Source organism: Stappia sp. TSB10GB4, assembly GCF_900185745.1.
Lineage (GTDB): Bacteria > Pseudomonadota > Alphaproteobacteria > Rhizobiales > Stappiaceae > Stappia.
Window position 1 is genome coordinate 1 of the sequence record NZ_FYAV01000087.1, and the last position, 23,283, is coordinate 23,283.

27 protein-coding genes and 1 pseudogene are annotated in these 23,283 nt (G+C 66.1%); 6 read left to right on the forward strand and 22 right to left on the reverse strand.

Annotated elements, in window-relative coordinates:
- Positions 1–126: 126 nt before the first annotated feature.
- The 13 genes and pseudogenes from TSB10GB4_RS23120 to TSB10GB4_RS23180 form a co-directional block, all read right to left on the reverse strand.
- On the reverse strand, positions 127–315 hold the full coding sequence (locus tag TSB10GB4_RS23120; protein ID WP_199270398.1) for a hypothetical protein: 189 nt from the start codon (positions 313–315) through the stop codon (positions 127–129).
- Entirely contained in the window at positions 312–1,514 is a 1,203-nt protein-coding gene (locus tag TSB10GB4_RS23125) for a phage portal protein (protein WP_186397668.1), read from the reverse strand. Before TSB10GB4_RS23125 ends, TSB10GB4_RS23120 begins: the two co-directional genes overlap by 4 nt.
- Positions 1,515–1,629: 115 nt before the next feature.
- On the reverse strand, positions 1,630–1,755 hold the full coding sequence (locus TSB10GB4_RS23130; RefSeq protein WP_186397669.1) for a large terminase: 126 nt from the start codon (positions 1,753–1,755) through the stop codon (positions 1,630–1,632).
- 38 nt (positions 1,756–1,793) lie between these two features.
- Positions 1,794–2,876 (reverse strand): tyrosine-type recombinase/integrase, encoded by a 1,083-nt coding sequence (locus TSB10GB4_RS23135; RefSeq protein WP_244571017.1) that lies wholly within the window; start codon positions 2,874–2,876, stop codon positions 1,794–1,796.
- 235 nt (positions 2,877–3,111) lie between these two features.
- A complete protein-coding gene (locus tag TSB10GB4_RS23140) occupies positions 3,112–4,440 on the reverse strand; it encodes a phage portal protein (protein ID WP_186397670.1) in 1,329 nt (442 codons plus the stop codon).
- Complete coding sequence (locus tag TSB10GB4_RS23145) at positions 4,332–4,880, reverse strand: HK97 family phage prohead protease (RefSeq protein ID WP_186397671.1); 549 nt, start codon at positions 4,878–4,880, stop codon at positions 4,332–4,334. Before TSB10GB4_RS23145 ends, TSB10GB4_RS23140 begins: the two co-directional genes overlap by 109 nt.
- On the reverse strand, positions 4,877–5,152 hold the full coding sequence (locus tag TSB10GB4_RS23150; RefSeq protein WP_186397672.1) for a head-tail connector protein: 276 nt from the start codon (positions 5,150–5,152) through the stop codon (positions 4,877–4,879). The genes TSB10GB4_RS23145 and TSB10GB4_RS23150 overlap by 4 nt, the downstream gene beginning before the upstream one ends.
- Before the next feature lie 3 nt (positions 5,153–5,155).
- Positions 5,156–6,043, reverse strand: a pseudogene (locus tag TSB10GB4_RS23155) (phage major capsid protein); the annotation flags it as partial.
- A 415-nt stretch (positions 6,044–6,458) separates the two neighbouring features.
- Entirely contained in the window at positions 6,459–6,893 is a 435-nt protein-coding gene (locus TSB10GB4_RS23160; RefSeq protein WP_186397673.1) for a hypothetical protein, read from the reverse strand.
- Positions 6,894–7,101: 208 nt separating this feature from the next.
- Entirely contained in the window at positions 7,102–7,398 is a 297-nt protein-coding gene (locus TSB10GB4_RS23165; RefSeq protein ID WP_186397674.1) for a hypothetical protein, read from the reverse strand.
- On the reverse strand, positions 7,395–8,069 hold the full coding sequence (locus tag TSB10GB4_RS23170) for a hypothetical protein (RefSeq protein WP_186397675.1): 675 nt from the start codon (positions 8,067–8,069) through the stop codon (positions 7,395–7,397). The genes TSB10GB4_RS23165 and TSB10GB4_RS23170 overlap by 4 nt, the downstream gene beginning before the upstream one ends.
- A gap of 93 nt (positions 8,070–8,162) precedes the next feature.
- Positions 8,163–8,465, reverse strand: coding sequence for a hypothetical protein (locus tag TSB10GB4_RS23175; protein ID WP_186397676.1), 303 nt, complete (start codon positions 8,463–8,465; stop codon positions 8,163–8,165).
- The gene (locus TSB10GB4_RS23180; RefSeq protein ID WP_186397677.1) at positions 8,462–8,854 is read right to left on the reverse strand and encodes a hypothetical protein; all 393 of its coding nucleotides are present in this window, start codon (positions 8,852–8,854) and stop codon (positions 8,462–8,464) included. The genes TSB10GB4_RS23175 and TSB10GB4_RS23180 overlap by 4 nt, the downstream gene beginning before the upstream one ends.
- 205 nt (positions 8,855–9,059) lie before the next feature.
- On the opposite strand from TSB10GB4_RS23180, the gene TSB10GB4_RS23185 reads away from it, so the two are divergent.
- Positions 9,060–9,791, forward strand: a complete 732-nt coding sequence (locus TSB10GB4_RS23185; RefSeq protein ID WP_186397678.1) for an AbiV family abortive infection protein — start codon at positions 9,060–9,062, stop codon at positions 9,789–9,791.
- On the opposite strand, the gene TSB10GB4_RS23190 is transcribed toward TSB10GB4_RS23185, so the two are convergent.
- From TSB10GB4_RS23190 to TSB10GB4_RS23230, 9 genes are all read right to left on the reverse strand, one after another.
- Entirely contained in the window at positions 9,780–11,405 is a 1,626-nt protein-coding gene (locus tag TSB10GB4_RS23190; RefSeq protein ID WP_186397679.1) for a terminase large subunit, read from the reverse strand. The two genes, TSB10GB4_RS23185 and TSB10GB4_RS23190, sit on opposite strands and share 12 nt — an antisense overlap.
- Positions 11,406–11,495: 90 nt before the next feature.
- Complete coding sequence (locus tag TSB10GB4_RS23195; RefSeq protein ID WP_186397680.1) at positions 11,496–11,819, reverse strand: HNH endonuclease; 324 nt, start codon at positions 11,817–11,819, stop codon at positions 11,496–11,498.
- A 1-nt stretch (position 11,820) separates the two neighbouring features.
- Positions 11,821–12,507 carry a hypothetical protein gene (locus TSB10GB4_RS23200; RefSeq protein ID WP_186397681.1) on the reverse strand — a complete coding sequence of 229 codons (687 nt, stop codon included), beginning with the start codon at positions 12,505–12,507 and terminating at the stop codon, positions 11,821–11,823.
- A gap of 267 nt (positions 12,508–12,774) precedes the next feature.
- Entirely contained in the window at positions 12,775–14,001 is a 1,227-nt protein-coding gene (locus TSB10GB4_RS23205) for a DNA-packaging protein (protein ID WP_186397682.1), read from the reverse strand.
- Entirely contained in the window at positions 13,889–14,662 is a 774-nt protein-coding gene (locus TSB10GB4_RS23210) for a hypothetical protein (RefSeq protein ID WP_186397683.1), read from the reverse strand. Before TSB10GB4_RS23210 ends, TSB10GB4_RS23205 begins: the two co-directional genes overlap by 113 nt.
- An 859-nt stretch (positions 14,663–15,521) precedes the next feature.
- Positions 15,522–15,986 (reverse strand): hypothetical protein, encoded by a 465-nt coding sequence (locus TSB10GB4_RS23215; protein WP_186397684.1) that lies wholly within the window; start codon positions 15,984–15,986, stop codon positions 15,522–15,524.
- Complete coding sequence (locus TSB10GB4_RS23220) at positions 15,986–16,525, reverse strand: type II toxin-antitoxin system HicB family antitoxin (RefSeq protein WP_186397685.1); 540 nt, start codon at positions 16,523–16,525, stop codon at positions 15,986–15,988. The genes TSB10GB4_RS23215 and TSB10GB4_RS23220 overlap by 1 nt, the downstream gene beginning before the upstream one ends.
- Positions 16,522–16,770, reverse strand: a complete 249-nt coding sequence (locus tag TSB10GB4_RS23225) for a type II toxin-antitoxin system HicA family toxin (protein ID WP_186397686.1) — start codon at positions 16,768–16,770, stop codon at positions 16,522–16,524. The genes TSB10GB4_RS23220 and TSB10GB4_RS23225 overlap by 4 nt, the downstream gene beginning before the upstream one ends.
- 344 nt (positions 16,771–17,114) lie before the next feature.
- Positions 17,115–17,702: a YcgN family cysteine cluster protein gene (locus TSB10GB4_RS23230; protein ID WP_186397687.1), complete on the reverse strand. Its 588-nt coding sequence runs from the start codon at positions 17,700–17,702 to the stop codon at positions 17,115–17,117.
- 123 nt (positions 17,703–17,825) lie between these two features.
- Between TSB10GB4_RS23230 and TSB10GB4_RS23235 the strand changes: the two genes are divergently transcribed.
- The 5 genes from TSB10GB4_RS23235 to TSB10GB4_RS23255 all read left to right on the forward strand — a co-directional run bounded on the left by TSB10GB4_RS23235 (position 17,826) and on the right by TSB10GB4_RS23255 (position 22,906).
- Complete coding sequence (locus TSB10GB4_RS23235; protein WP_371328931.1) at positions 17,826–20,042, forward strand: transglycosylase domain-containing protein; 2,217 nt, start codon at positions 17,826–17,828, stop codon at positions 20,040–20,042.
- Positions 20,039–20,698, forward strand: coding sequence for a DUF1214 domain-containing protein (locus TSB10GB4_RS23240; RefSeq protein WP_186397688.1), 660 nt, complete (start codon positions 20,039–20,041; stop codon positions 20,696–20,698). Before TSB10GB4_RS23235 ends, TSB10GB4_RS23240 begins: the two co-directional genes overlap by 4 nt.
- Positions 20,695–21,312, forward strand: a complete 618-nt coding sequence (locus tag TSB10GB4_RS23245; protein WP_208984943.1) for a DUF1254 domain-containing protein — start codon at positions 20,695–20,697, stop codon at positions 21,310–21,312. Before TSB10GB4_RS23240 ends, TSB10GB4_RS23245 begins: the two co-directional genes overlap by 4 nt.
- Before the next feature lie 313 nt (positions 21,313–21,625).
- A complete protein-coding gene (locus tag TSB10GB4_RS23250; RefSeq protein WP_208984944.1) occupies positions 21,626–22,066 on the forward strand; it encodes a helix-turn-helix domain-containing protein in 441 nt (146 codons plus the stop codon).
- A gap of 3 nt (positions 22,067–22,069) precedes the next feature.
- Positions 22,070–22,906 (forward strand): DUF6456 domain-containing protein, encoded by an 837-nt coding sequence (locus TSB10GB4_RS23255; protein WP_186397689.1) that lies wholly within the window; start codon positions 22,070–22,072, stop codon positions 22,904–22,906.
- Positions 22,907–23,283 lie beyond the last annotated feature (377 nt).

Sequence of the window (23,283 nt, forward strand, 5' to 3'; positions counted from 1 at the left end):
CGGCGGCGTCCGGGCGTGCTGCCGCGAGGCCCTCGGCTCTCCGATCCCGCATCTTCGCTTCGCTTCGTGCGGGATGACGCTAGGAGGGGCCGGTGCGCGGGATGACGAACAGTGAGGCACCCGCCCCTACTCGTCGCCGATCATCCGGTTGAGCCGGGCGATGGCCTCGACGAAATCGTCGAAGCGGCGGTTGGAGCGCACCATCTCGCGCAAGCTCCACACCAGCAGGCTCGACGAGGAGCCCGCCCATAGCAGCAGCACCAAGTGGGCAAGGTCCCCGCGTGCCGCCACCTCGCGCAGCGCCGGCTCCATCATGCGCCGTCCGCCCCAGAGGCTTCCGCGCCAGAGCTTTCCGCCCCATAGCCGACCGCCTGTCGCTTCTCGCTGCGCGTCAGGAACGAGGCCCGCTCGACCCGCTCCCACAGGGCCGCACGCTCGGTCGACAGCGCCTCGATGGCATCGGCATCGGGCACCAGCCGCAGGTCCGCCTGCCCGGGCGGGGAGAGCCACCGCGCCAGCGCCTCGCCGACGCGCGCGGCCAGCGGCAGCACGGTCTGGCGCCAGAAGGCGCGATTGGCCTCCTGGTAGTTGGCGAAGGTGTTGTCGCCGGGGATCGCCAGCAGCATCGGCGGCACGCCGAAGGCGAGCGCGATCTCGCGCGCCGCCTGGTTCTTCGCCTCGATGAAATCCATGTCGCGCGGGGTGAAGCCCATCGGCTTCCAGTCGAGCCCGCCTTCCAGCAGCAAAGGCCGCCCCGCATTGGCCGGGCCCTGGTAGCCGGCCTCCAGCTCGCCCTTCAGCCGGTCGAACTGCTCGTCGGTCAGGTTCGCCGCATCCGCCCCGCCATAGACCAGCGCGCCGGAGGGGCGCGCCGCGTTGTCGAGCAGCGCCTTGTTCCAGGCCCCGGCCGCGTTGTGCAGGTCGAGGCTGACCTGCGCCGCCTCCAACGGGGCGAAGCCGTAATGATCGTTGAGCGGGTGGAACACCTTCAGATGCAGCACCGAAGGGTGCCCGTCGCGCGGGTCGGCGGGAAAGCGCACCGTGCGCCCGGCGACCGTATAGTCGAACGCCTCCGGCCAGCCGTCGCGCCCCGGCACCACCCGCACCCGGTCGGGCCGCAGCGCATGCAGCTCGCGCGGGCGGCCGTCGATGTCGACCCGCTCCAGATAGGCATTGCCGGCGACCTGCAGGTAGCCGTGAACCTCCTCCAGCAGCCCCTGTCCCGACTGGCCCGGCGAGGGCCGCGCCAGCAGCTCCAGCAGCGGATGCGTGTCGAGTTCGCGCGCCCCCTCGTAGAGCACCAGCGGCACGCTGGCCGCCGCCTCCGCCACCATCCGCACGGCCCGGTGCACCACCGGGTTCCGGGCATATCCCTCGCGGGCGAGCGCCGCATAGTCGCGCGGCGTCCACACCGCCCGGCCGGCGCCCGAAAGCGCCAGCAGCGGCCCGGCGCGCGAGGCCTTGGCCTCGGCTGATGGGCGACGAAAAGAGTCAAGAAGGTCGCGCAACCCCATGATCCAGAATCCTTTTTCCGGTCGACTTGAGAAACTGAGTCCGCTGCCTGAGACATCGATTCAAACAGATCGATTCAGATGCCTCGCGTCGTGATTCAACGCCCGTAATCGGGCTTCACAGGCTGCGCAGGCGCGGGCTTGCCAGCGGCTTCAAGGCCAGTTCGTGCAGCGCATAGACCAGCGCATCGAGCCGGTCGGGCGAGTGGCCGGCCGACAGCCCGTCGGGGGCGAATTCCGCCATTTCATCTCATTCGCCCTAAGCTATTGGATTTTCAGGATTTAGGTTTTACGGTTTTGCCGTGTTTTACAGTTCTGTTCCTCGCTCGTTCTCCTGAGCGTCAGGAGAGCGGCCTTGCCACTCGTCTTTCGGTCGGCAAACCGCGAATACCGCTCGATCATGGGAAGCGACATACCGACGATATCGCCGATCTGAGCCGTGGAGAGGCCGGCGCGGCGCAACCGGATCACCGCCGTGCAGCGGAGGCCGTGCAACGTCACACCTGCCAGTTCCGGGATCTCGTCTCGCGCTTCGGCGAAATGCTTGGAGAACAGTTTGCGGGTGTAGTGCTGCCCATCCGCGCGCCCACCCTCCTGCAGCAGGAACGGGCCCGGTCGCTTTTCCCAGGTCGTCATCTCCGCTTCGAGTTCAGGGACGATCGGGCAATACACCTCACGGCCGGTCTTCTGTGCACGATAGGAGAATCCACCGTCATCAATGTCGGTCCAGCCGAGCCGCACAGCGTCACTTCCCCGCATACCCGTCCACATGTAGAGCGCCACGCCTCGACGGACGACGCCCTTGAGCTTCGACAGGGCCGCGTCGATCTGCTCGGGCGTCCAAGGCTTGTGCCCCGTGTCCTTGGCATAGGGCTTCACACCCTCAGTCAGGCTGTGCTCGACATGGTCCCGAACCCGCGCCCATGTCGAAAGCGCCCGCATGGCGCTCAGGAAATTGTTCGCCTTCCCCGGCGTGCCGGCCAGGCCATCCATGACCGCTTGGACATGCACCGGCCGCAACCCCTTCGCCGGCAGGTTCCCCCAGGCAGTCCGGCCGATCTTGAGCGCTCGCTCGTACTGATCGATCGTGCCCGCCGCGAGAGTGCCCGACGTCCGGATGAACTCCAGATAGGCGTCGAGAATCGCACCGAACGTATCAACCGGAATCGCTCCGGCGAGCCCTTGAGCTTGTCGAATGGCGTTCCAGAACTCCGGCGAGTGCGGATCATCGGGCAGGCGGATGCGCGGGCCGGCATGAGCCGTTCCCCTACCCGGCTGATGATAGAAGTATTCCCGGCCGCGCCTGACGACGCGATGAACACCCTTCGGCAGGTTGACGGCGGCCCGCTTACGCTGACGTGGCATGACGTGCCCCCTCTAGGAAAGGGTCGCTGGCAGCTTGCCCAAACCCGCTCGCCGACATGGAACCTAGCGCCATGTCGACATCGGCCCAACGCCACCTGACGCAACCGTTCGACAGCTTCACCGGCTTTGGGAGAACGCCACGCCGAACCATCTCGTGAACGGTCGTCTCCGACACATCCAGCTCGCGGGCCAGCGAGGCGCAAGAAAGGTAGGAAGGCGGCCGGTCCATGGTGTTTCAGTCCTCCACTCCGGCGTTCCGTTCGTCGAGGGGCGTCATGTTGAGAGGCGAAAGGTACTCGTCGCCACCGTCGATCTCCGGCAGGTTCTCCCAACCGCGGATCTCGTTCGGACTGAGCCAGCCCCATTCGCGGCCGATGCGGTAGCTCTCGTAGCGCGCCTTCATGTCGCCGCGCAGCAGGCCGGCGAGGTCATGCTCGACGAAGAACGCTCGCCGGCTTCCCGTTGGCAACAGCGCCACGTTCATCGCCTGTTCGAGACGGCGCGCCATGGGAGCCAGGCACCGCACGACAAGCGCGCGGCTTTCCATCTCGACGTTGGAATAGGTGCCGTGGTCGAGGATCCCGACGACGGTCGGCGGAACGCCCCAGATCCGGCAAATGTCGAGATTGGTCAGCTTCCGGCTTTCGAGAAACTCCGCATCCTTCGCGGTCATCGAGAACGATTTCCATTCCGCTCCGCCGTCGAGCACCATCACATTCGAGGTAACCGTGTTCGCCTCGATCTTCGCCCGCAGCTTATCCAGCGCGGCATCCTTCTTCTCGCCGCCCATGGCGTTCGGAAAGACCAGGGCGCCGGAAGGCCTGTTGCCCTTCGCCGCAAGTCCCGAAGCCGTCTCCTGTTGGGTGAGCGCCAGGTTGAACGTTTCGCGCGCGAGCTGGATCGGTGAAAGGCCCATCACACCGTCGCGGGCCAGGCGATAGCGAAGATGCAAGATCTCGTCTTGCAGGTAGATGCGCAACCGGCCGTTGCGATCGGTCACGCGGTAGCGGAGCCGGCCGCTTTCCAGTCGCTCGACGGCCACGCGGCCGGGGTCGATGGGATGCAGCGCTGTCACCTGCCCTCGCGCGTTCCAGTCGAGCACGGCATAGGCATTGCCGGAAATCAGCAGGCTCGCAATCAGCATCTCGCGCGCCTCGAATGCCGTCATGACACCATTGGGCGCATCGTGCAGAACAGCGAAAAGCGGATGCTCGGTCGCCCGCTCGCGTCCGCCATTGCCGGCGCGCCGATAGACGTTGAGCGGCACCGCCGCGAGCGCTTGAGAGATGACGGCGATGCAGGCGCCCGCCGTTGCCAGACCGCTGGCGCGCTGCGGGTCGACATGGGCACCAGATCCGCCGTTGAGGCCGAACCATTCGGCAATGAACGGGTCATCCGACTGGATTCGGGTTTCGCTGGCGCGGCGCTCGCGCCCAAGGATGCGGGAAAGCCAGGTCATCGGGAAAGCTCCCAAAGCTTGAGCGCACGTTCGGCGTAGCGCCGGAAGGGCGATGCGTTTTCGAGCGAGCGCGCCTGAATCACGGTCCCGTCGTAGGCCGGCCAAGCCAGCACGACGGAGATTTCATGCAGATCGACGGCACGCAACTCGCGGTGGTCGCCGTCGCGATGCTCGTCGACGGCGGTGAAGCCGAAGGACATGCCACCCAGGTCGCCTCGTTCGGCCAGAGCCAGCACATCGCGCCCATGAGTGGTGTCGGGAACGTCGAGGTCGAACGCCAGCCCGCGCGAATCTTCCGCCAGGCGAAGCGTGCCGGATCGGGTGCGGGCGAGCACGCGGCCGGGATCATGGTCGACAAGGGCGAGCACGTCGCCCCGGCCCCTGATGGTGGCGGCGAAGGCCCCTCGCGCGATCGTCTCGACGAAACGCCCGCCGATGGAGGCAGGATTGTCGAAGGTTGCGGCATAGCCTTCCAGCTTGCGTCCCCTGGCGCGGATTTCCACCGCGAGCGCGCGGCGTTCCGGTGCGGTGCGGGCCGTGGTCATAGGTGAACCTCTCGATAGGGATGCACCAGGCGGTCGACGCCGATCGCAACCGCCGCCGTCTTGAGGTCGGACACGGCTTCGCGGTGCTCGTAGAAGTGCCCGACCAGCATCAACACGGCGTGGTCGACGGCCGGCGGCACCGGCTCGGCCTGCATATCGACGCCGATGCTCGCCAGGTGGTCGCTTGCCGCCGCGATCATGGCAGCGATTGCAGCGTCATCCTCGTCGTGATCGACACGGCAATGAGCTTTCGCGGCGGCAAGGTCGATCATCGATCAGATCTCCGCGTAGCGGAACGCTTCGACGTGGCGCACGGCCACGTCGGCGTCGAGGAAGGCGTGCAGCAGCGCGCCGCCATTCGAGGCAACGTCCGGGTGATACGGGTTCAGCAGAATGTCGACGGCAGACCAGTAACCGATGACCAGTTCGCCCCACTGCCCGTAGATCAGCGCCGACTTGTCGCTGCCCGCGCCGATATCGGTCGGAACCTGCGTCGAGACTTCGACGCGCTGCCCGTGGAACAACTCGGAAGCGGGAATGACGTGATCGTCGTTGTCCTTGATCTTGCGAACCGCCTTCATGACCGTCGGGTTGGTCAGGAACGCCGCCGTACCTGTCACGTCGTCGATTTCCAGCGCGGAAATCAGGTTCGCCGTCGTGTCGGAAAAGTCGGTTTCCGTCGTCTCCTTGTCGACACCCGGTGTCCGCAGGATGCCGCGCGGTTCGGCGTTCTGTCCGCTGCCGTTGATCGCGGCAAGATCAAGCCCCTGAGCGATGATGAAGCCCAGATCACGGCGCAACAGATCCTCGATCGCGGTCCCCGACTGAAGCATGAGACGGCGCGAAAGGCGGTATTCGCCGGTGATCGTCTTCGGCCCCATCGACACCTTTTCGAAGCCGGCGGCGCTCCGGTTCGCGTTGCCATTCTCCTGCACCCAGGCGGCGGAACCGGAGGAAGCAAGGTTCGGCAGGTCGAGGAAACCCGTCAGGTTCGCCATGACGGTTGCGCCCATCGACTGCACCTTGAGCGCCGGGCGGAACCGATCCGCGACAGCGGCGACATTGGTGGCGACGGTGTAGCCGCCGGCCGGGTCGCTGCCGACCGTCTGCGAGCGGACCTCGCCCATGAGGATTTCGTCGGAACGGCAAGGTGGATGCCGGCTCCGGCACGCTGCTCGCGGCCCCGCGAAAGCTCCTGGTGCACTTCCGCCTCGCGGCCGGTCAGCCGGCCGGTCATGGCGCCGTTGATCGCCGCCGAGAGCGAATAGTTGCGCAGCTCGTGGCGCATCTCGCCGTCACCGCCGACGCGCTCGCCTGCCGCCTCGAGGCGTTCATAGGCGGCCAGCTTCTCGGCACGGGTGATCTGGTCCTCCAGCGAGCGGGTTTCCGTCTCCAGTGCGGCGAACTGCTTGCGCTCGCCCTCGTCCAGGTCGCGGTTGTCGTGCATCGCCTTGTCGTTGAGCGTCCGCATCTCCGCGATCTTCGCGGCGCGCTTCTCTTTGAGGTCGTTGAGCTTCATGGAAAAGGTTCCTTCCAAAGGGACTGGACTGTCTCTCGACGTTCAATCTGGTTTCAGGGTCAGGCCACCGGTGCGTTGCGCGGGTGGGAGAGGATCACGGTCGCGCCGATCGGCGTGGCCGCGCCATGCGTGCCGGAGAAGTCGGCCAGCAGCTTCGCGAAGGGCTTTCCGCCGATGTAGCCGACCTTCGTCACGGTCGCGGTCGCATGCGCCGCGTTGAGCGTCTTCACGATGCCGCCGGTACCGACCGTATCGACGCCCTGCACGTCGGCGGCAGTGACGGCGGTGTAGTCGCCGTCTTCCTCGTCGGCATGGGTCAGCTTGAACTCGACCTTGTTGGTCTCGCTGAAGGTGATGCCGCCGCTACCGACATGGATGGCGAAGACAGCGCCGTCGAAACCGCGAAGATCGATCGCGGACGGCGTGTTGTCGGCATCATAGGCCGCCGGGGGAATGGCGATCATGACGCCCAGGTTGGAAATCAGGTCACGCATGGTGTGGTCCTTCTCAGGGAGCAACCGCCGTCGCGGCGGGATAAAGATCCATCGGGCCAGCCATGCCGGCGCGGGGACGTGCCGCCTCGCGGCGGGAAAGGGTGTCGCCCTGCATCGTCGACTTCCGTCCATGCCTGGACGGTCCTCCTACCCCGGCAGGGCGACAGGCCAGACGCGGCCGGTGGGGTCGGGAGGTGTTCGCGGATCATCATGCTTGCCCCGTGGCCGGAAGGCCTTCGAGGCCGCGCTTGCGAACGGCGAAGTTCACGACATCGGCGACTTTGCCGGCCACATCCTTTTCGGGGCAGCCCAGGTCGCGAAGCTCTTGAGCGACGCTGGCCCATATACCGTCACGCATCTCGCGGAACCGCGCCGCAAACTTCGCATCGTCGGTCTCGATCTGGCGCGCCCGCTGCATGGCAATGAGACAAGCCGCTTCGTAGCGGTCCGCCATTTCGGCCATCTTTCCCGGGGTAATCCCTTGCCATTCTTCAGAGTTGGTCATTCGGTTACCTCGGCTCCGGCTATAAGTTTGGCAACGGAGCGCAAGAGCGTCCCGTCGAGCTCAGCAGTCAGATTTTTCGCAGTGCGAAAGCGGTATGTCTCGCGTGCGAAAGCGTCCTCGGCGACCTTCTGTGCTGGATAGCCGCCACCTCCGACGCTCTCGATTACAGCTGCGAGCGCCGGGTGGTCGTAGCGATACCACCCGTCGAGCACCCGCAAACTTGCCCCAGAACCGTTGCGAGGAAGGGTTAGCCAGACATTGGCAGGTGGAACGGGGCACACAGCCGGCGAGGTCTCATTCCATCGCGCCTCAGAAATGGCGTCGATGCGTCCCGTCCCTAACCCTTCTAAGGTTTTTGCCAGTGCCAGATCGAGCGTCGGCGCGCATTGCTTGGTAACAGGAAAGTCGCCGTCTTCGCTTCTCTCGCCAGTTCGTATGAGATTACTGAACACGTGCTCTGCATCTACCGCGCGTTCCGGATGATCGGTAGCGGCGCAGGCGATCAAGAAGCGTGCCGCGTCAAGATAGGTCATGTGCGCCGCGCCCCGGCCACGGCCAGCTTGTGAGATGCGGCCTGCCTCGCGAAGGCGGCGCGCGAAGACACCCAACGTTGCGCCCGTATCGAGCCGTTGTGCTTCGCAGGTCGCTACCAGTTCGCTCAGAAGTGCCATCTCAAAACCCCAACGCTTTATCGGAATGATACGCCGATAAAGCGTTGGGGGTCAATTTTATTTGCGCATCGTGCAAATGAAAATTAAGCCGAGCTAGTTCGCGACTTGGGGCCTTCCCCGCTCGCCAGCCTTGTCAAGCAACTCTTCGTGTGTCTCGACCGCATCATGAAGTTTCGCGATGAGTTCTCCCGCAAGGTCCAAGGCTATCGCGACGTTACCAGCAAGAGCGCCGCCAGGATCAAGATCGGAGAGATTGCGAGACACAGTGGCACATAAGGACACGATCGCCATGGCATCATAGCCGCATTGGATAAGCTGATCGGCCGACATCTCCCGATGCTCGATTAGGCGGAGGCTGTCCGTTTTGGTTGCTCTGCGGAGTGGTTCCATGCTCATTTCGCACCTCCTTTCGGCATCGGCGCCATGAAGTGGGCCGAGATCATGGCAGCGCGATTGATAGCCGCAAGGAACCCCACATGGACGCCGCTCCACTCCTGTCCGTCTTTCGCGCGTTCGATCATCTCCCGCACGATGCAGGTCAGGAGAGTTGCGTTGAAGTTGGTGGGATGTCGTCCGACATAGGACAGATATTCATCGGCGAGCGCCCCGCCGGTTTCGACGTCTTGCGTATAATTGCCGGTCGGCGAAATCTGCCAGTAGTCGATTCCGCCCGTCCGTTTCGGACGGGGTTGCATGAACGATAGATCGTCAGCCGGGTGCGGTCCCTTGAACCGTTTCCCCTTATCCGATGCACCCTTCGTCTGCCGCGTTGCGTCGATAAGCATGGCAATTCTCCCGTTGGCTGGAATGCAGCCAAGACGGGACGGCGCACGGATTCGTGGTATTGAGAGAATCGGTCATGCGAGGCCCCGTTTCGGCTTCGTTTGGCAAGTGCCGGTCGGGCGTTGGCGCGCCCGGCCGGTGCGAGTAGATTGCGCCTGTTTGGTGATAACGTCAATGAAGGTCCTAGAAGATAAGCCGCAGTCAGCCATGTCCGACGAAGCTCTTACTGCCATCTTGGATAACGCGCGGCATCTCACGAAGAGTGCAAAATCTCTCTATCGAGCAAAAAATTATGCTCTCGCAGTACATTCGTCGATAATAGGTATTGAAGAAAGTGCAAAATACTTAATAGCGTTCTGTCGATCGCACTTGCCTGAAGAAGTATTCCGAAAGAGATTTCAGCATCTCAACAAGCATGCTGTATCCATGGCGCCTTGGTTCCTCGCAGGACAGCTTTCAGTTGTATATAATGTTCACGTCGCCAGTCAGATGCAGCCCGGCGATGACGATCTAGCAAAAGCCACGCGGACCATGTCCGAGTATATATATCAATATTTCTATAGAAATGACCCTGAAGCTGTATCTAGATCGATAATTAGCGTTCTGGAACCTCAAGACGAAAATACGCAAAAATTAAATCGCAAGGTGGTTCAGCAACGTGAGGTCGACCGCCTAGCTTCTGTTTACGTTGATATATCTGATGATGTTAGAATTTTGACATCTCCGCGGGATTTTGATCGGATCAAAGCCAAAAATTACATAGATATGGCGGAGTTTTGCCTGTGCGTCATACAGTTTATTGGAACCCCTTCGGAGACAATTGAGGACTTCGTGGAGATGTTGCCGGTGGTGGAGCGCCGGAGAATGAAGCGAGAGGCCAAGAAAAATGCCCGTGATCTTATGTCCAGGCGCAACAGATTCGACACATCATCCAATTAACTCCGCCAAGCATGCCGGCAACGCTTCCGGCTCGTGCCGTTTCGAGACGCTGAGAGCCATCGCCAGCGCCACCAGCCCGTCGATCCGGCCCGCTGCCTTCGACTTGTCCAGCTTGCGACCGCCGGCCGGATCGCGCGTCACCACCGCGTTCGCAGCACACATGTTGAGCACCGGGTTGCCGCCGTGCCGCAGCAGCTTTTCCGCCACGCACCGTTCCAGCATGTCGACGGCCGGCGAGAAGTCCTTGAAGCCCTGCCCGAACGGCGTCAGCGGCAACGGCGCGCCCAACAGGCCCAGTTCCCGTTTCAGATCCTCGATGCGCCATCGGTCATAGGCGAGCGAGCGCAGGTCATGGCGCCCGGCGGCACTGGCGATCGTCTCAGCAACAAAGCCCGGATCGATCGTCGCACCGGGAATGAGGGTGATGAATCCCTGCTTCGCCCACAGGTCGTAGGGCACGCGGTCCTCGTTCGACCGGTCCTCGATGTTCGCTTCCGGCATGAAGAAGCGCGACACCACGTCATAGCCGCCCGCCTCGTCTGGAAAGACCATGACGAACGCGGTCAGATCGCGGGTCGCGCCAAGGTCGAGCCCGGCATAGCACTCGCGCCCTTCGAGCACGGCCAGGTCGACCGCATCGGCGCAGGCGTCCCACTCCACCTTGTGAATGAACCGGGAGACGGCGGAAACGCGCTGGTTGAGGATCAGGTTGCGGAATGCCGATTCCTTTGACGGCACAAGCCGGGCCTGCGCGGCCTGTCGCTCCACGTCCTCCAGGGAGCGGAAATCACCAATCGCGGGGTTCGCGAGCCGCCAGGTTTCCGGCTCCCACGGATCGGCATCGCCTGGCGCGGCGTAGAGGGTCAGGTGAAAGGACGGGTCGGCGATATCCCCCGACTGGACACGCAAGCCGTAGTCGACCAGTTCCGACATGACGGCATGGTCCGCCGCCGCCTGCGTCGAAATCACCATCATCAGCGGGTTGTCGCGCGCGCCCGTGGCGGTGTCCATCGCATCGAACAGCGCGCGGTTCGGCGCACTGCCGAGTTCGTCATAGACGACGAAGGAGGGCGATAGACCGAGCTTGCTGCCGGCATCGGCCGATAGCGCGACATAGGTCGAGCCGGCGCCGGCACCATTCAGGACCTCGATCTGTTTGGTGAAGCGGATGACGTTGCAGCGGTCGGCGAGTTCCTCGTGAGCGTCGAGGATCGCGACCATCTCGGCGAACAGCTTCGCGGCCTGGTCGCGGGTGAGCGCGCATGAATAGACCTCGCCGCGCGGCTCGGCTTCCGGTCCCAGCAGGTGGCAGAGCGCCAGCGCCGCCGCGAGCTGCGTCTTGCCGTTCTTCCGGCCCATGCTGAGCACGGCGGTTCGCACCGGCCGGCGGCCGTTCGCCTCCTCGGCATAGACCGCGTGGATGAACTCGCGCTGCCAGTCGCGAAGGCGCATCGGCTGACCGGCCAGCTTGCCGGCGGTGATCGGCAGATCCTCGCAGAACGCAATCACGCGCTCCGGCCGGGTCAGGCCCGGCGCATCCCATGGCAGGACCTCGCGGCCGGCGACCTTGCCACGCTCCGAAAGCGGCTTCGCCCCTACGCCCCTGAGTGCCATCCGACCTTGCCTTTCATCCTGTTAAGTCTATGAAACTAAGTATCTTCGCGACTTCCCACACCGGTCCTAGCCGACCAGTCTCCCGTGATCTCAGGCACCCCCGGTATGCCAGTCATCCGCCGGATCGATGGGATTGCCGCAGGAGTCGAAGCCTTTGAACCTGCGACCGGATGATGCGCGGTCGGGGCGATCAACCGCGTTCGTCTTCTCGTTGTGGCAACTGATGCAAAGGCTCATCAGCCCTTCGAGCGAAGGGAACGGATCGCCGCCGGCCTTGATCGCCTTCACATGGTCGACGGCGATGGCGGGTATGACCTTGCCTCGCAGCTCGCAGGCGTAGCAAAGCGGGCTGCACGACAGCTTCGCCTGCCTCAGCCGCTGCCAGCGGGTTGTGTTGTACGGCCATTGCGCCATGTCACCGCCTCCCGTCTTCGGTAGGTGGTCGCCATCGCTTCTCAGCCCATTCAAGAGCCCTTTTCGGCCTCTCGACAGACGCAGAATTCATTGAGGAAGAAGACTGGTTTTCCGTGGTAGGACACGAATGTCCCCCTATACGACGAGGCTTCGGCCCCATCTTGATCCAGGTCAGCCACTCGGCGGAAAGGACGCGCACGATGTTGGAGAGGTGCTTGCGCCCAGGAACGGGGCGATGATCGACGGTGATCCAACGCAGCTCAGCAAGTCTGTCCTGAGCCCGTTTCGCGGTCTTCCTGCACATGCCACCACGCGCGGCGATCTCGTCCAACGTCAGCCGGCAATCGCCGGTTCTGTGAACCTCATCAGACACGATACGGGCGTAGGCAACCTGACTGGTGGTCAGCAGTCCCGCCATCGCCGGCGGCATCGGCCATGTGGCGGCCAACGTCCGCCGGCGCCGGATAGATTTCTCGCGATCGGGGGAGCGTTGCGGTTGCGGGCGGCGAAACCTGCTCAGCAGCCGCCTTTGCGGACGTTCAGCGATGGGCAGGGCAGGACGTGTCGCGATCTCTCCGGATGCGTATCCCGCAAGCCGTTCTGGATCGGTAGGACGCGCAAGAAGATCCTCGAGGCGCGCCGGACGACCGCTCAGGCCCGCCGACATGAGCTGGTGATAGGTGCTCATGACGCACCTCCACCTGCCAGGCGACGAGCCCGGATTGCAGCAAATGCGCCGCCGTGGTAGTTGTTTTCGTCGAAAGCGCTGCCGTGCTTTTCACAATCGTTGCCGCCGCTCCGGGTACCAGCCGGGGCGGCGGTTCGCTTTTGTGCACCGGGTGGCAGAGCCCGTTTTTTGGTTTTACAGTTAGCCCGTCTGTTCCGGTCCCGTTCATGGTTTCCCGGTCGAACGCTGTAAACATCAAGGCCTTGCTTTTCTTCGCATTTCAGCCTTTCAGCTAAATTCCGCCATCTCGTCTTCGAGTTCCGGAAAGGTGCCGACATGGCGCACCCGGCCCTGCTCGTAGAGCATGGCGACCGGCTCGGCGCGCAGCCACTTGCCCCGCCGCGCCCGCACCTCGGCGACGGGCACGCCGGGGTCGACGCCGTTGATCACCGCGCCGACCATCTCGCCGCCCTGGTTGACCTCGGCGACCAGGCAGTCGGCCCCGAGGCTCCGCCACAGCTCCACCGCCGCGCGGGCCCAGCGCGCCGGCTTCGCCGCCCGCAGGCTCGCATCCGCCAGCACATGGACGATGCCGGCCACGTCGATGCCGGCGGCAATGATCCCGCAGGCGTCCGAGCGGCGGGACGAACCCGCCGGCGGATCGACCGCAACGACGATGCGGGTGAGCTCCTCCGGCCGCCGGTCGCTGCGGCAGCGCTCCAGCGCGTCGCGGCTCCACATCGCGCCCTCGCGCTCGCCGACGATCTCGCCGTCCAGTTCCTGCCGCGCCAGCCGCGTGCCGCGATAGCGGGCGCGGATCGCGGTGATGAAGCCCTTGGCCAGATGCGCCGCGTTGGCTTCCGTCGCCGCGCGGGTCACCACCGTGCCCTCGTCCTCGATCAGCCGCTTCAGGAGCGGGATCGGGCGCGGCGTCGTCGTCACCATCTGGCGCGGATGGGCGCCGAGCCGCAGGCCGAATTGCAGCATGTCCCAGGTCTCCTGCACATGCCGCCACTTGGCGAGTTCGTCGCACCAGGCGATCTCGAATTGCGGCCCGCGCAGCGCGTCCGGGTCCTCGGAGGAAAACACCTGCGCCACCGCTCCGCACGGCCATTCCAGCCGCCGGCGCGAGGGCAGCCATTGCGGGCGCTCGGACGGCGGATGCACGGACAGCAGGCCGGAGACGCCCTCCACCATCACCTCGCGCGCATCCATCTGCGTTTCGCCGACGAGCGCGATGCGCAGCTCGCCGCCCCGCCCCTCGCGCGCGGCCGCGTTTACCGCCGCGCGCAGCCACTCGGCCCCGGCGCGGGTCTTGCCGGCGCCGCGCCCGCCGAGCAGCAGCCACACCCGCCAGTCGCCCTGCGGCGCAAGCTGGTGCTCATGCGCCCATATGGGCCAGTCATGGCGCAGGAAGCGCAGTTCCGCCGCCGTCAGCCGCGCCAGGAAGTCCGGCAGCCGCCCCTTCGCCGCACAGGCGGTCAAGGCGCCGCGCAAGCTCGTGCCTGAGTGCATCCTCGTCCCTCCCTGCCGGGTCCAGTTCCCTCACGCCGCTGCGCAGCTCGACCAGCACGTCGAGCGTCCGGGCGAGAATGCCGAGCGTGCGGGCATTGCGCTCGGCCAGTTGCGAGGCCTCCGTCCGGTCGAGCTTGAGCGTGCGGGCGCGGCCGATTTCCAGTTCGATCGCCTCCACCTGCCGCTCGAACGCTTCCGCCAGCCGCCCCACCAGGCAGGCAAGGCCCTGCGTGTCGCCGGCGGCGATCAGCCCGCGCACATCGCCCGAGCGCACCCAGCCTTCCGCCTGGATGTGGCGCAGCACCGTGCTCTTGGCGACGCAGAACCGCTTCACCACCCCGTCCGCGTCCAGCGCGCCGCTCTCGTAGAGCTGCCGCGCCTCAGCCCAGGCCTCGACGCCCAGATGCACCGGCGCCTTGCGGTCGGGAGAAGCTGCGTGTGTCGGGGGTGGCTTTCGGGTTTTGGCGCCCGCCGCCTCGGGATCGGCCTGCAGGGTCCCGGCCTCGGCCGGTTTGTCCCTGGCTTCGGCCTCGGTCTTCGCCCCCGGCTTCGGCTCGGTTGTTGCCTTTGCCCGCGCCGTCGTAACGCCCGCCGCCTCTCGGGCGCTGGCCTCTTCCGGGGATTGCGCGGCACCGTCCGCTGGCGCCTTTGAACCGGCCATCGGCTCCTCCCTGGTTGATGTGGGGATCCTGTTCGGCAAGGATCAGCAGGCGGCTCGAGACGTCGGCACGACCTCGCATCCCCTCGGCCGTCACACCGGGCAAGCGCTAGCGCGACCCGGTGCCCATTGGCTGCCAGAGCGGCGGCGGCGACACGCGGTCCCAGCCCCAGGCGCCACTCCCCCCAAGAAGAAGAGATGAGGGGGGAGATGTCGGCGCAGCCGACAGAGGGGGGTGAGCAGCGGCAGCGATGGAGCGCAGTTCTTTCTTTGCGTCCTCCCGGACGCAGCCTCTCTTTCGTCCTCCCGGACGAGGCCGAAGGCCGAAGATCCGGGATCGGCGAGCCACGGCGGCTGCGGTGTCTTCCGGGAGTGCCGTCGACAGGCTCTCGGCTCCCCGATCCCGGCTCGGCGCTCACGCGCCGTCCGGGACGACGCCAAGGAGAGGCTGGAGAAAAAACACCTGCCGAGGGTGCCAATGGTTCCCGGATCTTCGGCCTCGTCCGGGACGACACGCGAGGGGGTGGCACGGCCTCGCATCCCCCCGGCGGTCACACCGGGCGCGCGCTAGCGCGACCCGGTGCCCATTGGCTTCCAGAGCAATTGCGAGAACGCGCCGGCCGCGCCACACGCACCGGTCTCCCCCCTTGAGGGGGAGATGTCGGCGCAGCCGACAGAGGGGGGGGCCGACCGCAAGCGGCGTGAGGACAAACACCACACCCAGGCGCTCATCGCCCTCGCAGGGCGACGCGTCACCGTGCTCTGGACCATGATCCAGCACCGACAAACCTACGATCCTCTCAGCAAAGCTGCTTGACTTCCGCATTACGCAGCTCTCCCTGGTCGGTCATCACGTGGATGGTTATTCGATAATTCTTATATTCCCGCCTTCTCGCCAGACTATGTGGTCTAAGGCCTGCGGGAGTTTAGGAAAGCTAAAATCCACCTGCCCAGCAAGAACGTCAAAAACCGTCAGAAATCTGGGCCAAACGAACAGCCGCGCATAGTGCTCAGCCAATTCCTTCGCTTCTTCTCGTTTGTATTCCGGCGAATTAACAATGTATATGTAATCAGCCGAAATTGAGAAATACGGCTTTACACCTATTAACCCACCAACTCGAAATTCAATTATAAAAAAATATTTTCCGTCATCGTAAACAAAATTTTCAAAAATGAATGAATTGTACGCATATTCAAAATCTTCTGAAGAAAAATCCTCACCCCTAGAATCAATTACCGACAATCCACTTAACTTTAAGTCAAATGGAGTGCTATCTTGTATCCTAATTATTTGCCTCGACTTAGAATGAACTTCTTTTCCGCTCATTAGTGATGGCCCCAACCTGCTGTTTGAGCAGAACGAAGTCTTGAGATATGCTCGCCGACGGCTGGCCTCACACCCCTTATTGCATCAGTCAAGACATCAATCTCACGAGACCAGCTTCTATTTTGATCAAGAGATTTGAGATAGATCCGTCCCGCAGCCCCACCATGCTCTGTGTGGACAGCCCCTAACGAGAAAACCTCGTTAACTTCAAATCGCCCTTTAAGCCTCTCCTCGATCGCCGAGGCGACCCAGCGGTTCAGCGTCACGCCCTCGTCGGCCGCCGCCATGGCGGCCCTGGCATGCACCTCGGGGCTGACGCGCACGTTGAAGCTGCCGCTGAAGGGCTTTTGCGGCTCCTTTCCGAGCTCCACACAGTCCTCGATATAGGCGTCGACCAGATCCCGGAAGACGCTTTCGACCTCGTCGGCCCGCGCGCATTCGGCGATCAGCACATCGTCGACATGCAGCACGCGCACGAAGAGCACCCCGTTGTCCCAGTCGACGGCGCCCTGGAACCCCTTGTAGCGGATCGTCTTCATATGACTCCCTTGTCCGTGAGATCCCGTCTCACCTGAACGACCATGTAGCGCTTCATCTCGTCGGCCGGATGCGGTTCGTGCACACGAACAATATGGCCGGTCTCACGGTTGACGAACCGGCGCCGGCTCCCGCTGGCGGTCTCGCACTCATAGCCAAGCCCCTCCATCATGCGGACGAAATCGCGCCACGGAAACGGCCCTCGGCAAGCCCTGAACGCCTCGACCAGACGCGCGTGTTTCGTCATTCCGCTCCCGACCTCGGAAGGCCTACCGGGATTCTCCGGCATGGCAACTAAATTTTAGTTACAAAAAACGTGACTTCAATCTCCCAAATCCTAATGCGGCCGGAAGTCCTGAAATCCTAGGTGGTTCCCGCAAGAAACTCAATTCCTTACCCTTCGGCCGGACAGGGCTCACGCAGTTCGCCAAGCCGAACTACGCGCCTTGCAAGGCCGCCCGAGGAGAAGGCTGAAACACAAATGGCGGCCGAACCAATCGGTCCGCCGCCATCGCCAGGCCGCAACTATGCGACCATGCCTGAACCCTACCCGACCACCGTTACGGTGTCAAGGATTTTTTTCCTAGAACCTCACCTCTCAATAAACCCCACCCGGATCTTTTCGTCCATCGGGTTCTCGCCCGGCCAGTCGGCGACGAAATTCTCGTAGTCTTCCAGCGGGATGCCGTCTTCGGGGAAGGTCTGCCCGCGCACCGAGATGCCGGCGGCGTGCACGCTCTCCGGGTCGCCGGAGACCAAAGGGTGCCACCAGTAGAGATCGCGCCCTTCCGCGACCAGCCGGTAGGCACAGGTCGGCGGCAGCCAGGCGAGCTGCGGCACCAGCTCGGCGGTGAGCTGCAGGCAGTCGGACACGGTGGCGAAGCGGTTGTCGTAGTCGGAGCAGCGGCAGCTCTCGCCGTCGAGCAGGGTGCAGGCGAGCGAGGTCCAGACGACCTCGCCGGTGTCCCAGTCCTCCAGCTTGTTGAGGCAGCAGCGGCCGCAGCCGTCGCACAGGGCCTCCCATTCGGCCGGGCTCAGTTCGTCGAGCCGCCGGCCCGTCCAGAACGGCGCGCCGCCCGCGGCGATATCCGTCCCGGCCCCTTCTGCCCCGGCGCCTGCTGCCCCGGCGCCTGCTGCCCCGGCCCCGATTGCCCCTTGTGCGTTGCTGTCCTGAGGCATTCGTGATCCATCCACCACCGGCACATCCTTGAAAGGCCCGGCGGATCGGAGGTAAAACGGATCGCGCCGGGTTGCTCCCGCAGCGGGAGCCTGCCCACGGCCATAGCAGAACGGAAGACCAAGGTGAACCAGCGATCCGGCGATGCCGACCCGCAGGACAGCCCGCAGCCGGCGCCCGCTTCAGGGAAAGGGCCGGCGACGCGCCGCCCGTTCGGCGCCCGCATGCGCTCGGCGATGCTGTCGGTCGATGCATGGGTCGACACCGCCCTGTGGCGGTCGTTCTCGTCGCTGCGCCGGGGGATCGAGGCCTATTCGGCCTGGCTGCGCCGGTTCCGCGCCCGCGGCGCCGGGCGCGTCGCCGCCGAGCTTGCCTCCGACGGGGTCACCTTCGGCCTGCTCGGCCTCGTGCTGATGCTGGCGCTTGCCCAGGACGCGTTCCAGCAGACCGAGCGCGCCGATTGGCGCACCACCGAGGATTTTTCCGTCACCTTCCTCGACCGCTTCGGCAACGAGATCGGCAAGCGCGGCATCCTGCTCAACGACACGGTGCCGCTGGAGGAGATCCCGGACCACCTGATCAAGGCGGCGCTGGCGACCGAGGACCGGCGCTTCTTCTACCATTTCGGCATCGACGTGATGGGCACCGCCCGCGCCATGGTGGAGAACGTGCGCGCCCGCACCGTCGTCCAGGGCGGCTCCTCGATCACCCAGCAGCTTGCCAAGAACCTGTTCCTCACCAACGAGCGGACGCTGGAGCGCAAGATCAACGAGGCCTTCCTCGCGCTGTGGCTGGAGATGAACCTGTCCAAGCGCGAGATCCTGAAACTCTATCTCGACCGCGCCTATATGGGCGGCGGCACCTTCGGCGTCGCGGCGGCGTCGGAGTTCTATTTCGGCAAGAACGTGCGCGAGCTCAGCCTGGCGGAATCGGCCATGCTCGCGGGCCTGTTCAAGGCGCCGACCAAATACGCCCCGCATATCAACCTGCCGGCGGCGCGGGCGCGGGCCAACGACGTGCTGACCAACATGGTGCAGGCCGGCTTCATGACCGAGGGCCAGGTGATCGGCGCGAGGCGCAACCCGGCGGTCGCCATCGACCGCAGCAAGGACCGCTCGCCGGACCATTTCCTCGACTATGCCTTCACCGAGGTGCGCGAGCTGGCGCGCAGCCATCCCGAGCTTGCCAACGACCGCATCGTCATCGTGCGCACCACGCTCGATCCCGGCCTGCAGCGCCAGACCGAGCAGGCGCTGCTGGAAAACCTGCGCGAACACGGCGAGCGCTACAGGGTGCGCGAGGGCGCGGTCGCCGTCTTGGTGCCGGAGACCGGCGCCGTGCGCGCCATGGTCGGCGGGCGCGACTATGGCGAGAGCCAGTTCAACCGGGCGGTCGCGGCGGTGCGCCAGCCCGGCTCCTCGTTCAAGCCCTTCGTCTATATCACCGCCTTCATGAACGGCTACACGCCGGCCTCGGTGGTGCCGGACGCGCCGATCTCCATCGGCGGCTGGAGCCCGCGCAACTATTCGCGTGGCTATGCCGGGCCGGTGACGCTGAAGACCGCCCTGACCAAGTCGATCAACACCGTGCCGGTGCGCCTTGCCCAGGCGATCGGCCGCGACAAGATCGTCGAATATGCGACGGCGATGGGCATCACCACCGAACTGAAGATCACCCGGCCGCTGCCGCTCGGCGTCGCCGAGGTGACCGTCATCGACATGGCCGCCTCCTATGCCAGCTTCGCCAGCGGCGGGCTGAAGGTGACGCCGACCACGATCCTGGAGGTGCGCAACTCCGCCGGCAGGATGATCTACCAGCAGGCGAACGACCGGGCGCCGCCGCAGCGCCTGTTTCCGGAGGAGAAGGCCGGCGAGATGAACGACGTGCTGGTCAACGCGGTGGAAAACGGCACCGGCCGCCGCGCCCGCGTGCCCGGCGTCACCGTCGCCGGCAAGACCGGCACCACCCAGGCCTATCGCGACGCCTGGTTCGTCGGCTATACCGGCAACTACGCGGCGGCGGTGTGGTTCGGCAATGACGACTTCACCTCCACCGCCCGGATGACCGGCGGCAGCCTGCCGGCGATGACCTGGCAGGTGATCATGGACTACGCGCACAAGGGCATCGAGCTGCGGCCGATGCCCGGCGTCGACCGGCCGGCCCGCGGGGACGGCGCCGTTCCGGTGGCGGAGGGCGCCGGCGCCGACCGGCCGCGCCTCCTGCGGGTGCAGTCGATCGCCGTCTTGCAGGAGATCGGCGCCCGGCTCGATGCCATCGGCAAGCGCGCCGAGGCCCCGGCCACCGCCACGCCGCCCGCACAGGCGGAGCCCGTCGCCCGGTGACGCTCGCCCTCGCCCGCGATCCGGAGACCGACGGTCTTGCGCCCGACCGGGTGCCGCCGATCCTGCGGCGGCGGCGGCGGACCCTCGCGCTCGATCTTGCCATCGTCGTCGCCATCGCCCTCGGCGTCGGCTTCTCCACCGCCTATCTGGCGGTCGACCGGACGCCGGCCTTCGGCACCTTGCGGCTCGGCGTGTGGGAGGCGCGGCCGCGCCAGGGCACGCGCGAGGCCGATCCCTATTCCACCGCCACCCATGCGCGCAGCGGCCGCGTGCCGCTGGCCGGCGGCGAGGGGCTGATGTTCCTTGCCGCGACCGACAGCGCCGGCGATCTCCTGTCGCCGCGCTGCGACTACGAGATTTCCGGCCAGACCGCCCCGGCGCGGCTGTGGACGCTGGTGGCGCTGGATGGCGAGATGCGGCTGGTCGCCGGCGCCGCGCCGCGCGGCGGGCTGAACAGCCGCCACATGCTGCGTCGCCCCGGCGGCGACTTCACCATCACCGCCGCGCCGCGCGCCCGGCCGGGCAACTGGCTGCCGACCTCCGACACCGCCGACGGGCTGGTGCTGGCGCTGCGGCTCTACGACACGCCGCTGACCACCGGCACGGGCGTTGCCAATGTGCCGATGCCGGAGATCCGGCGAGAGGCGTGCCGATGAGCGCCCCCGCCGCCCGCTCCCGCCCCTCCCGCTCGGCACGGCTGCGCCAGGCCGTCGACGGCATGGTGCTGGCGCGTTTTGCGCTGCTGCTGCTCGCCGGCCTGTTTCTCGGCGGCATCATTCACATCGCCACCGTGCTCGGCGTGCCGGGCCAGGTGCCGGAAACCGCCTATGCGCGGGTCGCCGCCTTCGGTCCCGACGGGGCGTTCAACCGCCTGCCGGACGTGGCGCCGGGGGCCGAGCCGCTGCCGATGCTCGACCCGATGATGATCCATGCCGCCTGCCGTTTCGACCTTGCCGAGGGGCCGCTGAAGATCGAGGCGGCGCTGCCGCCGCCCTTCTGGTCCTTCGCCCTGTTCGATGCCGGCGGGCGGGCGATCTACAGCCTCAACGACCGCACCTCCGGTGCCGGCGGCCGGCTGGACGTGCTGGTCCTCACCACCGAGCAGCTCAGCGTGCTGCGCGAGAACCCGCCGGAGGGCCTCGAAGACCTGATCGTCATCGAGACCGACGCCCTGCACGGCTATGCCCTGCTGCGCGCCTTCGACGGCGATCCGCTCTACCGCGACCGCATCGAGGCGGCGCTGGCGCAGGCAAGCTGCCGCAGGTTGTGAGCCGGTTTCTCCCGCCGTCCTGTCTTCCGTGTTCCACGCCGCACGTCCCGGACTTCGTCCTGGCCTCTCCTGCCGGCCCGGTCGGCAGCCGCACCGCCGGCCGCGGATAGCCCGATCCCCGCCAGAGCCCGCGCCCGCACCCGGCACGCGGCGATATCGCCCCGCTCTCCCCCCTTGCCGGGCCGTTCGACCGCCGGCAAAGCCGCCGCGCCACGCGCGAAAAACCGCCCTGCAACTTCACTTATCCCCGTACGGGTATTTTTCCCGTAATGATTTAGGAATATAAACCTAAAATTGATAAGTGGAGGCAGGAATGACTGGACTATCCGGAATTTCAGACCTCGCCGGCGTTGCCGGCGCCATGCCCGCCCATCGCTCCCGGCGGCCGGCGGGGAGAGCGGCGCGGGGCGCGGGACTGCTCGTCACCGCCTGCGTCCTGTCGGTGTTCGAGGTGGAGGAGGCCGACCTGTCGCAGCCGAGCCGGGGCCGGGCGCAGGTGGCGCTTGCCCGCCAGGTGGCGATGTATCTGCATCACGTCATCCTCGCGCGCACGCTGACCGACATCGCCCGCGAGTTCGGGCGCGACCGCACCACCGTCGCCCATGCCTGCCGGTTGGTGGAGGACCGGCGCGACGAGCCGGAGTTCGACACGATGATCGGCGGGCTGGAGACCGCGCTGCAGACCGGGCTCGCCGCGCTGCCCGCCCGCCCGCCGTCGTCCCGCCCGCTTCTCCCCCAGCGGGCGGAGGCGTGAGCCATGGCGCCCTCGCAACGCGCGCTGGACCGTCTTCTCGCCCGGCTCGGCACGGCGCCCGCCTGGCAGCTTCAGCAAACCGCCGACAAGAGCCTGCGGCTGTGCGCCGTGCCCGCCCGGCGCGGACCCGCCGGCCCCGGCGGCGCCCCCGCCTCGCCCGCCTCTCCCTCTCCCGTCTCTCCTTCGCCGGCCCCCTCTCTCACCCCCTCTCTCGCTGTCGACCCGGCGCAGTTGCGCGCCGCCTTTGCCGCCGGGCTGGTGGAGCGGGGCGGCGGCCGCCTCACTCTGTCGCCGGCCGGGCGGGCGCGGCTGCGGCGTCTTGCCTGCGGCGAGGAGGATTTCGCCGCCCAGCACCGGGAGCTCGGCACCCGCCGCATCGCCATTGCCGGCGCGGCCGACGAGATCGTCACCGTCAACCATGCCGAGAGCCCGCTCGCCTGGCTGCGTCGGCGGCGCGGCCGCGACGGCGAGCCGATCCTCGACGAGGGGCAGTTTGCCGCCGGCGAGCGGCTGCGCGCCGATCACGCCTTTGGCGCCATCGTGCCGGGGATGCGCGGCATGGCCTGGTCGGCGCTCGGCAGCGGTGCCGGCGGCCCCAGCGCGCGCGATCCGCGCGGCGGGCTGGTCGATCTCACCGACGCCACTTTGGCCGCCCGCGCGCGGCTGGAGCGGGCGATCCGGGAGGTCGGGCCGGAGCTTGCCGGCGTGCTGATCGACGTATGTTGCGAGCTCAAGGGCCTGGAGCAGGTCGAGCGGGAGCGGCGCTGGCCGCCGCGCTCGGCCAAGGTGGTGCTGCTGCTCGGCCTCACCCGCCTCGCCCGCCACTACGGCACCGGCTGAGCGGCCGCTCTCCTCGCTCCCGTCTTCTTTCTCACCGTCTCGATCCCCTGTCGCCTCGCCGCCCTTGCACCGTTCCCCTTGCACCGCCCCCTCCCCGCGTCTTCCCGGACGAGCGAAGCGCGACCCGTATGTGGACGGCCCCCTGAGGGCAAGCGATTAGTTGAGGCTCGCTCGGATCGACAGCGGTTCGTATGTCCGGCCTGTTTCGGCGGCATGGTGAACCGCCATGGCCCAAGATGGGTTGCGCGTGGGGCGGCGCCTAACGGAACCACGGCCTCGACGGCCGGTCGGGTCGCACGGCGTGTCCGCCTCACGTGATCGATCGAACGCTCCATCTCCCTCTCGGCTTGCCGCTCCCTCAAGCCCGGCCGGCGTGG